Origin of the sequence: Aequorivita sp. H23M31 (assembly GCF_004022485.1) — a bacterium.
Lineage (GTDB): Bacteria > Bacteroidota > Bacteroidia > Flavobacteriales > Flavobacteriaceae > Aequorivita > Aequorivita ciconiae.
In genome coordinates this window covers 3,174,617-3,187,792 of the sequence record NZ_CP034951.1, presented here as the reverse complement: position 1 = coordinate 3,187,792, position 13,176 = coordinate 3,174,617, and the positions used below count along the sequence as shown (strand labels likewise).

The following is a 13,176-nucleotide window of genomic DNA, read 5'->3' as shown; positions in this document are numbered from 1 at the left end:
GTGGTCAGTGGTCAGTGGTCAGTTAAAATAAATTTATTCTGGTTTTACACCAAATTTTTGAGGGTTTAAAATCATATAGTTAATTAGTTTGCCAACTTCTTCAGTGGCAATTATTAATTCTTTATGGTACTCTTCAGAAACATAGCCGCAACTCCACGCATAGTCTAACCAAACTTGCGTCTCCGAATTCTCTGCGTCACTGTCTGTCAATTTACTTGCATAATGTCTTGGATAGGATCTTTTTCTATAAGATTCTGCAATATTCGCCGAAACACTTCAGGATGAACGCCTTATTTGGTTAGTCAATGAATAAGTTTCTTCCTTTGGAAATGACTTTGATATTTCAAAAATATTCATCGCAGTTTCAAATGATTTCCGATAAGCTAATAAATCCTGAAACTTCATATTGATTCAGTTTAAGTGAATATCACAGTAATTCCGATTCTACTGCTCAGTGAATACTGAACAGTGAGCACTGATATTACCGCATCTTCCCCATCATCTGCATCATCTTCTTGCCGCCGCCGCCCTGCATCATTTTCATCATTTTGCTCATTTGGTCGAACTGTTTCAACAATTGGTTTACCTGTTGAACGCTGGTGCCGCTTCCATTTGCAATCCGCTTTTTTCGGCTGCCATTGATTACTGCTGGCTCGGTTCTCTCTTGAGGAGTCATGGAATGGATAATTGCCTCAATTCCTTTAAAGGCATCGTCATCAATCTCTACATCCTTGAGTGCTTTTCCGGCGCCGGGTATCATTCCTACCAAATCCTTCATGCTTCCCATTTTCTTTACCTGCTGAATCTGGCTAAGGAAATCGTCGAAACCGAATTGGTTTTTAGCAATTTTCTTTTGGATCTTTCGAGCTTCTTCTTCATCAAATTGTTCCTGCGCTCTTTCCACTAAGGAAACAACGTCTCCCATACCCAGAATACGATCGGCCATACGGGCGGGATGGAACACATCAATAGCTTCCATTTTTTCGCCGGTTCCAATAAATTTTATGGGCTTATCGACAACACTCTTAATGGAAATCGCCGCACCCCCACGAGTATCCCCATCGAGTTTGGTAAGTACAACTCCATCAAAATTAAGCCTATCGTTAAATGCTTTTGCGGTATTAACAGCATCCTGACCCGTCATAGCATCCACAACAAATAATGTTTCTTGTGGATTGATAGCTCCATGGACATTGGCAATCTCCGTCATCATCGCTTCATCGATGGCCAAACGTCCTGCCGTATCGACAATCACTACATTAAAGCCATTTTGCTTTGCGTAGGCAATGGCCTTTTGAGCAATATCAACTGGATTTTTATTTTCTGGTTCACTATAAACCTCAACCCCAATTTGATCTCCTACAACGTGCAATTGGTTTATTGCGGCCGGACGGTAGATATCACAAGCTACCAATAAAGGTTTTTTGGATTTCTTGGTTTTGAGGAAATTTGCCAACTTCCCAGAAAAAGTAGTTTTACCACTTCCCTGCAAACCCGACATCAAAATTACAGCCGGGGAGCCGCTAAGGTTTAGACCCGCGGTCTCTCCTCCCATCAATTCGGTGAGTTCATCCTTTACCAACTTAACCATTAACTGACCTGGCTGAAGCGAGGTCAATACATTTTGGCCGAGGGCCTTTTCCTTAACGGTATTGGTAAATTCCTTTGCTATCTTAAAGTTTACGTCGGCATCGAGAAGTGCTCGGCGTACTTCCTTCAAGGTTTCAGCTACGTTAACTTCGGTTATACTGCCATGACCTTTTAGAACGTGGAGGGCCTTATCAAGTTTATCGGTTAAATTATTGAACATAGTCTAGCTTTCTTTTTTAAAGTTGTAACCTTTCGCATCCTTATTAGTAAGAAGACATCGCTTTGTAAGCTTCGGATTGCGAGGTGCAAAGGTAACATTCTGTAAAGGAGAATCAAAGGAATTTTTTAGTATTCAGTGTGGCCAAGAATTGGTAGTAGGTCGTCAAACTTAAGAATAACAGTCCATTTAGAAGAAAAGAGTCTTTCAATAGGAAATAAAGATTTTCTATCGCCAACTACTAACCGAATTGAGAAGTTCCATATCGGCGGCATCCAATTTCAGATTTGGGGCATCAATAATGGATTGCAATTGTTTTAAGCTGGTTGCGCTTACAATGGGAGCTGTGATAGTGGGCCGATTTAATAACCAAGCCAAGGAAACGGTTGCCTGCGTGCTGCCGTGCTTTTCTGAAACCTCATCAAGAGCTCTTAAAACTTTCCGACCTTTTTCGTTCATATATTTATCCATTCCACCTCCGCGCGGGCTTTTACCAAAATCATCTTTACTTCTATACTTCCCTGTGAGAAAGCCGGAAGCCAATGAAGAATAACTAATAACTCCCATTCCATTTTCTTCAACCAGGGATTTCAATTCCTTCTCATAAGCTTCCCGCTCCATCAAGTTATAAAGCGGTTGGAGGGTTTCATATTTTGGCAGCCCTTCTCTTTCCGAAGCTTTTAAAGATTCGAGAATTCTTTCAATCGACATATTGCTGGTTCCTATTGCTCGTACTTTTCCTTCCTTAATAAATTGTTGATAGGCCGAAAGTGTTTCTTCAACGGGAGTAACTTTATCGTCAAAATGTGTTTGATAAAGATCGATATAATCTGTTTTTAAGCGTTTCAAAGATTCTTCCACACTTTTAAGAATATACTTTTTACTGATATCCTTCGGATGCTCATTGTTCTGGGAACCTGTTTTTGTAGAAATAATTATTTTATCACGGTTCCTTCTACTGGCAATCCATTTACCAATGATGGTTTCAGATTCCACACCCATATTTCCTTCAACCCACCACGAATATGTATCTGCCGTATCGATAAAGTCGAAATCTGCATCAACAAAAGCATCTAGGATTTTAAAGGATTCTTTTTCATCTAAGGTCCACCCAAATACATTTCCTCCAAAGGCAATGGGATTAACATAAAATCCGGATTTTCCCAATTCTCTTTTTTCCATTTTATTTTTTTCACTTTGCTAAAAATAGCGAAAATGAATTGGGTAATCTGTGAAGGATTTTATAATTATTGAACTCGTAGTTTTTAGGCGTGCGAAGAAAATTTCGGAAAAAAGACGAGCTTCAATATCTTTTTTACGTCTTTTGAAAAGATTATATTTGGCAATATGAGCATCAATTGGATTCTACTAATAATTGGCGGCCTATTTGAAACTGGATTTGCCATAAGCTTGGGAAAAGCACAACATTCTTCGGGTAGAGAAGTTTGGCTATGGCTAATCACTTTTGCCATTTGTGTTAGCATTAGCATGTTTTTGCTTTTTAAGGCCATGGGAGGCGATAAACCAATTCCAGTTGGCACCGCTTATGCCGTTTGGGGCGCTATTGGCGCAGTGGGAACCGTTATTATGGGCATCCTTCTGTTTAAGGAACCCATTACTTTCTGGCGCATGTTTTTTCTTTCAACGTTAGTTATTTCTGTTGTGGGATTACAGGTGGTGAGCAGTGAAGGATAATTCGTTTATTCGGGATTCGGGAATTTCGGAATTGGAGATCAAAATAGGATTGGTTAATTCATTTTTAAACTTCGATTTCGATTTCGATTTGGTTTTCGATTTCGTTTTCGATTTGGTTTTCGATTTCGTTTTCGATTTGGATTTCGGTTTCGATTTCGTTTTCGATTTGGTTTTCGATTTCGTTTTCGATTTGGATTTCGGTTTTAAAATGAATTCCATTTGTTATAGAAGGGATTTATAATAGGCACTCAATAGTTTGCGCTGCGAAATACTTTGTGGGATAGTATATCCTCTATTTTTACTAACCAGCTTTATACTTTCTTCCAAATCTTTACCGCTTTTAACCATTAGTCCCAGGGCAATCATTCCACTTCGTCCCACTCCATGTTGGCAATGGATTAAAATAGAATTCATTTCTTGGGTTTTATGATATATCAATTCTATAAATTCCACAAAATTGTCAAACCCGCAAATACCTTTATCCATTATTGGAAAATTAATAAAATCCACAGAATACGATCTACAAACATCGGCCTCGGCAGATAATTCAAGTTGGGCGGACTCAGTGAATGTTAGAAGCGATATAAGCAGAGAGATGTTCAAATCGCTCAATTCCCTTATATCATCTTCTAATAATCCACCTCCTCTTGGACACGGAGCAATGAAGATTTTGCAATTATTAATTTCGGTTAATTTGTAGGATTCCAAAATTCAATTTCCATTGTATCAATTATTGGATTGCAGATGGTTAATAGAGAGGGTAAAAACTAAACTGCTGCAAGATTTCTCTCAATTTTATAAGTCAGTCCCCCTGACCCCCAGAGGGGAAGATACAAGTTTTGTAATTGATTTTTCATCATTGCTCAATATGTAAACATGCAGAAAAGTTTCGTTTTCGATTTCGATTTCGTTTTCGATTTCGATTTCGTTTTGGTTTTCGATTTCGATTTCGATTTGGTATTCGATTTCGATTTCGATTTGGTTTTCGATTTCGATTTCGATTTGGTATTCGATTTCGATTTCGATTTCGATTTCGATTTGGTTTTCGATTTCGATTCCGATTTCTTCCCCTATTTATTATTCTCAATCACATAATTCAAAACCTTGGTCATCAAATGCAATCGGTCTTTTCCCCGAACATTATGTTCGTGCATTGGGTAAATGAAGAAATCCATTTGCTTTCCATTGTCCACAAAAGATTTGATTAAGGATAGATCGTGTTGCATCACCACAACTGGATCTATTGAACCGTGGATTGTCAACAATTTTCCGGTGAGATTTTGGGTTTTGTCCAATAAACTAGCTGCTTCATAGCCTTCGGGGTTTTGTTGTGGTGTATCCATATAGCGTTCACCGTACATCACTTCATAATATTTCCAATCGGTTACGGGTCCGCCGGCAACTCCTGTGGTGAAAACCCTGGGATCGCGAAGCATCATAGAAACGGTCATAAATCCACCAAAACTCCAACCGTGAATTGCAAGTCGGTTTGCGTCAACGTAAGGAAGGGATTTCAAGTAATCCACGCCAACAAGTTGATCCTTCAGCTCTTCTGTCCCTAATTGTCTATGGATAACACTTTCAAACGCAAAACCTCTATTTGCTGAGCCGCGATTATCCAAGGTAAAAACGAGATATCCCTGCTCCGCCATCCACTTCATCCATAAGGCAGCACCATCGTTCCAACTATTTGTTATCAATTGGGCGTGAGGACCGCCATAGACATAAACCAAAACTGGATATTTTTTATTTGGATCGAAATCAGATGGTTTTATCAATCGAGTGTAAAGGTCGAAACCATCGTGGGATTTTAATTTCCCTATAGTTGTTGTTCCTAGCTTATATTCTGCAATTGGATTGTCAGCTTCTACAAATGTGGTGAGAACTTTGCCTTTATTGTTAAGCAATTGAGCAACATTTGGAGTGTCGTGATTGGAATATTGATCAAAAATATATTTTCCATCTGAAGAAATGCTGGCATTATGCGTCCCGCTGGTTTCGGTAAGACAAGTCTGTTTCCCGTTGGAAATAGTGACCGCATACAATTTGGTATCCAAAGGAGATTCACCGGTCCCTGAAAAGTAAATTTCCTTTCCTTTCGTATCGTTTCCCAGAATTTCGTTGGCAACCCATTTATTTTTTGTCAGCTGACGGACGAATCCTTTTTTAGTATTGCACAAATACAGATTCATAAAACCATCTTTTTCGCTCATCCAGATAAAATCCTCTGAAGAATCTGAATAGAAATACGCTGGATGTTCCGGCTCGGCCCATTTCGGATTCTTTTCCTCTAAAATAGTTCGCACAAAATTTCCTGTAGAAGCATCAAACAATCCCAGTTTAATGTGATTTTGATCACGGTTTACTTCTGCAATTACCACATTTTTTTCATCAGGGGTCCACGAAAGATTCGTCAAATAATCATCCAGATTTCCTGTGGGACTTATAAAAACGGTTTTCTTGGTATCCAAGTTGTAGATTCCCACTTTGGGCCGTTCACTTTTCTGTCCAGCCATGGGGTATTTTATGGAAACCAATTCTCCAGGAGTGGGAATAATATTCAAAAGCGGATAATCCGCCACGTAGGTTTCATCTTTTTGATAAAAAGCAAGTAAATTTCCTTTTGGCGACCAGAAGATCCCATTTGTAATTCCCATTTCACTTCTGGCAATAGCCTGGCCTGAAACAATATTTTTATCATCATTATCGGTGACCGCTATAATTTCCCCATTGGGCTTTTGGATGTATATGTTGTTACCTACTGTATAGGCAATAATCCCCGTATCTGTTTGTAGTGTAGGATTCTCTGCGGAATCGTCAACCTTTGAAATTATACTTCCCGTTTTCTTATCGGAATCATACAGGTAATATTGCTTTTCAGCTTCAAAATAAAATGAGTTGCTGTTTTTCCAAGTCAACGGAGAAAATCTTTTAAGCTCGGCACCCAATGATTCACCAATTTCTTCTATTGAAAACTCCCGACCTTTCTTTTTAGAATCGACATCACCCATTTTAAGCGTGGTACCATTTTCAACATAAACATAGGAGTTTGTTCCAGGAATCCATTGAAAGCCGCTAATGTGTTTGGGATATAACTTGCCGTATTGTTGCATTACGGCATCTTCAAGGGTAAGCTCTTTTTGTTGGGCGCTAACGTTTAGAAAGATCAAAAAGAAGAATAGAAGGGAGAGATAATTTTTCATCTAAAGATTATTTGAGGATAAAATTAAAGGAAATAATGGGGAAATGGGGAAAGGTTTTTTACAATTCTTGAAAGAAAAGAACTAAGCGATAGCCATCGGGACTGCAAGAACCAAGAATCAAGACAAACGTACTGGTTTTAACCAGAGATTTGAAAAATTACAACCAATAGCAACCCTTCCTTTCTCTGCGTCCTTCGCGACTTTGCGGTAAATATATTGCACAGAAGATACGCAAAGGCGGCAAAGGTTCGGATTCACAAAAACTTCTTTATCCATTTAAAATGTTTGAAAGGAACATATTTCAATGAGAGATCAAACCAAGTAGGCGAGGTTAAAACTGCTCTTTTATGACTGAATGCCAGAAAACTTTCCCGGCCGTGATAACTTCCCATTCCACTATTCCCAACGCCTCCAAAAGGCATGTTGTGGTTTCCAATGTGGAGTAGCACATCATTTATACAGGCACCACCAGAACTGGTCTTGGTCAAAACCTTTCTTGCTTTTTTATTGCCTCCAAAATAATAAAAGGCCAGAGGTTTTTCATTTTTGTTGATGTACTCAAGCGGTTCATCGAGATTCTCATAAGTCATAACCGGCAGAATCGGACCAAATATTTCTTCCTGCATTATTTTGAAATGGGGTTTCACCTCGTCGATAATGGTTGGTGGAAAAAACAGATCTTCCAAATCCCCCTCGCCTCCATAAAAAATTTTACCTTCATCCAGCAAGCCCGAAAGTCTTTTAAACGCACTTTCGTTTATAATGCGTGGATAAAAGCGGCTCTCTTTAATATTCTCTCCATACATCAATAGAATATTACTTTTAATTTTATTCAGCAATTCGTCTTTAATTGAACTGTGCACAAATAGATAATCGGGCGCTATGCAGGTTTGGCCGGCATTAATAAGTTTTCCCCAAATAATGCGTTTTGCGGCGATAGCGAGATCCGCATCTCTATCCACGATGCACGGACTTTTTCCGCCCAATTCCAAAATCACCGGAATTAGATTTTCGGAAGCAGCTTTCATGACCACTCTTCCAACTTTCGGACTGCCGGTAAAGAAGATAATATCGAATTTTTGTGCAAATAAAATTGTATTTGTTTCCCGTCCACCTTGAATTACACTGATATAATTCGAATCAAATGTTTCCGAAATAATCTCTTCCATCACCTTGGCAATATTCGAAGCATCCGGAGAAGGTTTTAATACAGCACAACATCCTGCGGAAATTGATCCAACAAGGGGATTAAAAAGCAATTGAAAGGGATAATTCCAAGGAGCAATTATCAGTGCCACGCCCAGAGGTTCATAAATTATTTTGCTCGATGATGGCTGCAGGTGTATCGGAGTTGGGACTTTTTTCGGTTTAGCCCATTTTTTCAAATATTTTATATGGTTATCAATTTCGCTTAATACCAAACTTATTTCAGTAAGAAAAACTTCTTCAGGAGATTTGTGCAAATCTTTATAAAGCGCATCTTCAATATTTTTTTGATTCTGAAGAATAGCATCTTTCAACTTTCGCAACTGCGCCAATCGAAATTCGATGTCCTTAGTTTGGTGAGTGGCAAAAAAAGCTTTTTGCTCAGTTATTAAACGAATAATGGATGCTTCTGAAGTTTCGATTTTCACATTGAAGGGATTAATAATCTAGAGATATAGGTCCATATAGATTAATTGTATGATGCATTCAAGCGGATATCACATATTCGCTCAGATCTTTTCTGTTCGTCTCACTCTGAAACTAAAGTAATTCTGAAGTAGATAACTATAGGTTACCGTAACAAAGATGGTCAAAATTTTGGAAGGAGTTGGGAAGAAACCTAGATAATCCACTAAGAATTTAAGTCCAACATAACTAAGAAGCAACGAGCCCATTCCTACAAGAAAGTAGCGAAAAAGTTGCGTTTTCCAAGGAAGATTGGAATATTCAAAAGTGATATAGCGGTTTAATAAAAATCCTGTTGTAAATGTTATAGGAAAAACAACAAAGAGAGATGCAATATGCGGACTTAAAACAATAAAATACAAGTTGAGATTTTGTTTGGCAAAGATGAAATTGTAAAAAATGAAATAAAGAAAAATATCAAACAACAGATTCCCTCCGCCGCAAACCGCATACCGATAGGTTTTCAAAGGCAGGAAAGACCTAAACAGGAAATAAAAAGAGTCAATAAATTGGGTTATAGCTTTTTTCATCTGAAAGTTTGCAAAGATAGAATAAGGAAGGTGATATCGAAATCGAAACTGAAATCGAAATCGAGCAATCTGGAGAAGTTGAAGTTATCCTCGTCGGAGTTTATCCTGAACTTTGTCGATGGGCTCGGGAAACAATATAGAATTTGAAGTAGTGACAAGTTGAACCAATTAAAGATTGGTTTTTCAAGACAATCAACTTACCCGTGTGGAGTTAGGGGAACCAGATAAATCGAAATAGCAAATTTTTATTATGAAAATTTCCGACTTGCTAACCTTTTTGATCAGTATCATTAAGCCTTGGAATATCCCGAAGGCCTGCCTGCCGGCCAGGCAGGAATTAAATATTTATAGAAATATGTGAAAACGGAAGATATGACCCCAGCGGGGTCAAATATCATTATCATCTAATTTTTGCTATAAATATGGGAATCCTTCGGATTCTGCAAAACCGTTATTTCTGAAAAAAGAACTCAACTTTTCTCCTTGATTTACAAGTGAATTTCAACTTTTAAAATGATCATAAGTCAAAAATCTTTTGAAGTTTTATAAAATCATTTTACCAGCATCCCATAAGGACGTTGCAGTTTTTCCTCCAATTCCAAAAGACTCAGGTTGCGTACATTCCTGCTGAACTCCTTTCCTTCAAAAAAGACCAACAGTGTGGGGGCAGAAAATACCCCAAAATGCGCTGCAATTTCGGGAGATTGGTCTGAAGCTATTTCCTTAAATTTTATCTCAGGAAATTTTTGGGAAATTAACTGCGTAATCTTCGGTTTTAGGGCTACGCAAATTCCGCAATTTGGAGCGGAGAAATATAAGGCAACTCCCATTTCCGAAGCTACCAAATGGGTAACTGTCTCAAGATTTTGCGACGGCTGTTTATAAAAATTATTTTGCATAAGGTTGGCGTAAAACGATTATCACTATCAATTACAGACCTCTTAGTCGAGGATTATAAATAACTTTTCATTTAAACCTTTTCAGAATAAAGTTACTTCAATGGTGAATATACCAATCTTAGTTAGAAGCCCAAAATCAAAATTTTACGTAAAAAATGAAAAACATCAAGATGAAATCAACGTCATTATCAAATTTTTATATATTTGTGCAAATGATGGCAGAAATCGACAAGAATAAACCCATCATTAACTTAATTTAACACTTTGATTTAAACCTAACTTACAATTCTAGCTTAACGTCTTTAATTTCTCATTTAACCCCCACTACAAATGAAGAATAATTTATTTTTCCTCCTATTCCTTATTGGAATTTTTTCTGCAACTGCCCAAGTAGGAATTGGCACCAACAGCCCCACGGCAACATTGCATGTGAAGGGGACTTATAGTCCTCCTAATACTTCTAACCGTTCTTTATTCACAGAAAATTTTAATTCTTGGGCAATTGGTCCTACGGGGACTAATAGCAGTACAGGTAGTTGTACCACCACTAATGGTTGGGAAGTACGAAGCACTTCTAGTACGCCAAGTGTTCCTGGAGATCGAACTTGCGCTTCCTGTAGTGGTAAAATGTTATATGCAAGCTCCTATGATACGTATACCTGTAATATGGATGCCACAGCCATTGTAAATTTCCCTTCTAATCCAGACCCAACTGCTATTGAAATCTCTGTCAAATTTGATTATTATATACGTGGTGCAGGTGAAAGATTACAGGTCTATTTGTATAATAATACTTTAAGTTCATCGGTTGAAATAGCGAATCTTACTGGGTTCAATAATAACGCTTCTTATTCAGGGAATTGGCCGGTAGTTGGTGGTAACAGTTATTCCCTCCATTTCCGCTATACTGGAAACTATCAATATTATACCACAGTTGACAACATTAAGGTAACAGAAAAAATAGCTAGAACTCCTGCTTCCTATGCGTTTAGAATAGATGATGGCAACGTCCAACCTGGTGATGTGCTTACCACCGATGGGTATGGCAATGCCGCATGGAAGTCCCCTTCAATTCCACGACCTATGTCCTCTGATATTTCACAATCAGAATTCAATGCGATAGAGAACTCTTCCAAAGAAAACCAACAAGAGATAATCCACGAATTACAACAAGCCATTCGCGAACGGCAAGTCTTGATTGAAGCAAGAGAAGAAAAGATAGCCGAAATGGAAGAAGTTGTTAAAAGACTAAAAATAAAAGATTAATAACGAGTGGTTATCGGTTCAGAATCTCACCACTCGCCACTCACCACTCATAACTAAAAGTAAAATGGCTTCCCAAAATAATAAACCTCACTATCTCGTCTTTTTTTGCATCGTTTTTCTTTCCTTCACTTTAAGTACATCTGCGCAAGTTGGCATTGGCACTACCGAGCCGGAGGCCATGTTGCATGTGAAAGGAGATTATGTTGCGCCCGTAACTGGTGAAAATACTATTTTGGATGAAAACTTTAATTCAACCACAATTGGACAATATCCAAATCAAATAGTAAACAGCAGAACCTCATCCTGCCCGCCCAACGCGTGGGTGGTGACAAATAGTCCATATGATCGTACTGGTTGTTCGGCTTGTACGGGTCGAATGCTAAATATTAGTTCGGATGAGTACGACTGCATTCTGGATGCCACTGCATTTGTTCCGTTTACTACAACGGGTACTTCTATTAGTATATCGTTTGATTATAAGATTTTTAGAGGAACTTACAATAATGGTAATGGAAGATTGATCTTTTTATTGCACAATGAAGACGATACTACCGAAATTACATTACAGACCGTTGAGACTAACACCAATACCTCTTTTACAACAACATTGGGAGTTGTTCCAGGAACGAATTACTCATTGCGTTTTAGGTACACTGGTGAATGGGATTATGGTGCAACCGTTGATAATATAAAAATAACGGAGGAGGCGGTGAGCGCTCCAGGAGCCTATGCCTTTAAGCTCGAAGACGGCACACAAGGTCCTGGCTATGTACTTGTCTCAGATGCTGATGGAAATGCTTCTTGGCAACCCGTGTCAGCACTCCGACCCGTTAGTAATGATTCTTCTGGGATTTCTTTAAACACAGGATCTTCGGAAGAAATTCGTAAAAACCTAGAACTCCTGAGCAATCTGAAAAACATTGTACGCGAAAGAGAGATTGTTTTGGAGACAGAGAATGAAAGGATACAAACCCTACAAGAAACCGTCAACAGTTCAAATTTGAAAAACAAACCGTGAAAATCTAGCTTTTATTTTTTGATTTCAACCTTACCCCAAATTAACTCCCCATGAAATATAAATCCCTTTTCAGTCGAACCTTAACCTTATCTGCAATCGTTTTTCTATTGTCTTTTCCCCTCTTGGCACAAGATGGGGGCGTGGGCATAGGGACCACCAATCCGCAGGCCACCTTGCATATAAAGGGGACTTCCTTTCCTGGCGGTTCAGGGACAAGAACGCTTTTGGATGAAAACTTTGATTCCTATACGGTTGAACAAGAAAGTGATATGCAAGGCGTTGGTTGTTTTACTGAAGGTTGGGAAGTGGATCCCATACTGGAAGTTCCGGGCACCTACGTATGCGACAATTGTAGGGATAATATGTTGCATATTAACTCCAACTCTCCTGGGTTTCCAAGAAATTGTAGTCAGGATGCCACCGCTATTGTACGATTTGCCTCCACTCCCACAGAAACCACGATTGCCATTTCGTATGATTTCAGGTTGCAAGTTTATCAGACTCCAGACAGGCTTTGGGTTTATTTACATAATGAGACTACGGATCAGCAGGTAGCAGTATTGGCCACATACCAAGGTTCAGCCCAAAGCCGCGTGGATGGTCGCTATTCTGAAACACAAACTGTGGTTCCGGGAAATGATTATTCCATCCGTTTTCATTATAAGGCCATGGATGGTTGGGGCGCCACCATTGACAATGTATTAGTAACCGAGGAGGCGGAAACCGCTCCCGCCTCTTTCGTATTTAGACTGGAGGATGGTAGCGAAGGAGTGGGCAGAGTACTTACAGCTGGTGATGATAAAGGGAACGCCTCTTGGAAACCTCTTGGAAGTCCACGTCCAAGCAATGATTCCAGTACGCTTTCTGAAAATTCTTCCAGAGGAAATAACGAAAACCAAGATCAAGTTATTCTTGATTTACAAGCCACCATCAATGACCAAGAGGCTGTCTTTGAATCCCAAAGTAAAAAGATTCAGACACTGGAGGAAAAGCTTCTCCCCTAATATTCTGGAGTTAAGTGAGAAATCCAAAATGATTGAATAGAACCGGTTTGGAACAGGGTTTGACCTATTAATAGAGCAATCTA

The 13,176-nt window shown here is 38.9% G+C and carries 13 protein-coding genes and 1 pseudogene; 6 read left to right on the top strand and 8 right to left on the bottom strand.

Going from position 1 to position 13,176, the window contains the following annotated elements:
- Window positions 1-33: 33 nt before the first annotated feature.
- From EI546_RS13965 to EI546_RS13955, 3 genes and pseudogenes are all read right to left on the bottom strand, one after another.
- Window positions 34-405: pseudogene (locus tag EI546_RS13965) on the bottom strand (four helix bundle protein).
- Window positions 406-481: 76 nt separating this feature from the next.
- On the bottom strand, window positions 482-1,810 hold the full coding sequence (ffh, locus tag EI546_RS13960) for a signal recognition particle protein (protein ID WP_128251120.1): 1,329 nt from the start codon (window positions 1,808-1,810) through the stop codon (window positions 482-484).
- A gap of 225 nt (window positions 1,811-2,035) precedes the next feature.
- Complete coding sequence (locus EI546_RS13955; RefSeq protein WP_128251119.1) at window positions 2,036-2,989, bottom strand: aldo/keto reductase; 954 nt, start codon at window positions 2,987-2,989, stop codon at window positions 2,036-2,038.
- 171 nt (window positions 2,990-3,160) lie between these two features.
- Between EI546_RS13955 and EI546_RS13950 the strand changes: the two genes are divergently transcribed.
- Window positions 3,161-3,502 (top strand): DMT family transporter, encoded by a 342-nt coding sequence (locus EI546_RS13950; RefSeq protein WP_128251631.1) that lies wholly within the window; start codon window positions 3,161-3,163, stop codon window positions 3,500-3,502.
- Complete coding sequence (locus tag EI546_RS13945) at window positions 3,492-3,743, top strand: hypothetical protein (protein WP_128251118.1); 252 nt, start codon at window positions 3,492-3,494, stop codon at window positions 3,741-3,743. The genes EI546_RS13950 and EI546_RS13945 overlap by 11 nt, the downstream gene beginning before the upstream one ends.
- On the opposite strand, the gene EI546_RS13940 is transcribed toward EI546_RS13945, so the two are convergent.
- The gene (locus EI546_RS13940) at window positions 3,725-4,210 is read right to left on the bottom strand and encodes a protein-tyrosine phosphatase family protein (RefSeq protein ID WP_164905247.1); all 486 of its coding nucleotides are present in this window, start codon (window positions 4,208-4,210) and stop codon (window positions 3,725-3,727) included. The genes EI546_RS13945 and EI546_RS13940 overlap by 19 nt on opposite strands.
- Window positions 4,211-4,378: 168 nt before the next feature.
- Here EI546_RS13940 and EI546_RS16285 point away from each other — a divergent pair, with 168 nt between their 5' ends.
- Entirely contained in the window at window positions 4,379-4,597 is a 219-nt protein-coding gene (locus EI546_RS16285; RefSeq protein WP_164905246.1) for a hypothetical protein, read from the top strand.
- On the opposite strand, the gene EI546_RS13935 is transcribed toward EI546_RS16285, so the two are convergent.
- The 4 genes from EI546_RS13935 to EI546_RS13920 all read right to left on the bottom strand — a co-directional run bounded on the left by EI546_RS13935 (window position 4,573) and on the right by EI546_RS13920 (window position 9,805).
- Window positions 4,573-6,705 (bottom strand): S9 family peptidase, encoded by a 2,133-nt coding sequence (locus EI546_RS13935; RefSeq protein ID WP_128251116.1) that lies wholly within the window; start codon window positions 6,703-6,705, stop codon window positions 4,573-4,575. The genes EI546_RS16285 and EI546_RS13935 overlap by 25 nt on opposite strands.
- Window positions 6,706-6,959: 254 nt before the next feature.
- Complete coding sequence (locus tag EI546_RS13930; RefSeq protein WP_240673118.1) at window positions 6,960-8,339, bottom strand: aldehyde dehydrogenase; 1,380 nt, start codon at window positions 8,337-8,339, stop codon at window positions 6,960-6,962.
- A gap of 81 nt (window positions 8,340-8,420) precedes the next feature.
- Entirely contained in the window at window positions 8,421-8,906 is a 486-nt protein-coding gene (locus EI546_RS13925) for a GtrA family protein (protein ID WP_128251115.1), read from the bottom strand.
- 551 nt (window positions 8,907-9,457) lie between these two features.
- Entirely contained in the window at window positions 9,458-9,805 is a 348-nt protein-coding gene (locus EI546_RS13920) for a thioredoxin family protein (protein ID WP_128251114.1), read from the bottom strand.
- Window positions 9,806-10,135: 330 nt separating this feature from the next.
- On the opposite strand from EI546_RS13920, the gene EI546_RS13915 reads away from it, so the two are divergent.
- The 3 genes from EI546_RS13915 to EI546_RS13905 all read left to right on the top strand — a co-directional run bounded on the left by EI546_RS13915 (window position 10,136) and on the right by EI546_RS13905 (window position 13,093).
- Window positions 10,136-11,071 carry a hypothetical protein gene (locus tag EI546_RS13915; protein WP_128251113.1) on the top strand — a complete coding sequence of 312 codons (936 nt, stop codon included), beginning with the start codon at window positions 10,136-10,138 and terminating at the stop codon, window positions 11,069-11,071.
- A gap of 64 nt (window positions 11,072-11,135) precedes the next feature.
- Complete coding sequence (locus EI546_RS13910) at window positions 11,136-12,089, top strand: hypothetical protein (RefSeq protein ID WP_128251112.1); 954 nt, start codon at window positions 11,136-11,138, stop codon at window positions 12,087-12,089.
- A gap of 50 nt (window positions 12,090-12,139) precedes the next feature.
- Window positions 12,140-13,093 (top strand): hypothetical protein, encoded by a 954-nt coding sequence (locus EI546_RS13905; protein ID WP_128251111.1) that lies wholly within the window; start codon window positions 12,140-12,142, stop codon window positions 13,091-13,093.
- The last annotated feature ends 83 nt before the right edge of the window (window positions 13,094-13,176 follow it).

Bases quoted from the DNA above. Each gene is read 5' to 3' on its own strand.
- EI546_RS13920 (WP_128251114.1), bottom strand. From the start codon at position 9,805: ATGCAAAATAATTTTTATAAACAGCCGTCGCAAAATCTTGAGACAGTT.
- EI546_RS13915 (WP_128251113.1), top strand. From the start codon at position 10,136: ATGAAGAATAATTTATTTTTCCTCCTATTCCTTATTGGAATTTTTTCT.
- EI546_RS13910 (WP_128251112.1), top strand. From the start codon at position 11,136: ATGGCTTCCCAAAATAATAAACCTCACTATCTCGTCTTTTTTTGCATC.
- EI546_RS13935 (WP_128251116.1), bottom strand. From the start codon at position 6,705: ATGAAAAATTATCTCTCCCTTCTATTCTTCTTTTTGATCTTTCTAAAC.
- ffh (WP_128251120.1), bottom strand. From the start codon at position 1,810: ATGTTCAATAATTTAACCGATAAACTTGATAAGGCCCTCCACGTTCTA.
- EI546_RS13955 (WP_128251119.1), bottom strand. From the start codon at position 2,989: ATGGAAAAAAGAGAATTGGGAAAATCCGGATTTTATGTTAATCCCATT.
- EI546_RS13905 (WP_128251111.1), top strand. From the start codon at position 12,140: ATGAAATATAAATCCCTTTTCAGTCGAACCTTAACCTTATCTGCAATC.
- EI546_RS13925 (WP_128251115.1), bottom strand. From the start codon at position 8,906: ATGAAAAAAGCTATAACCCAATTTATTGACTCTTTTTATTTCCTGTTT.
- EI546_RS16285 (WP_164905246.1), top strand. From the start codon at position 4,379: ATGCAGAAAAGTTTCGTTTTCGATTTCGATTTCGTTTTCGATTTCGAT.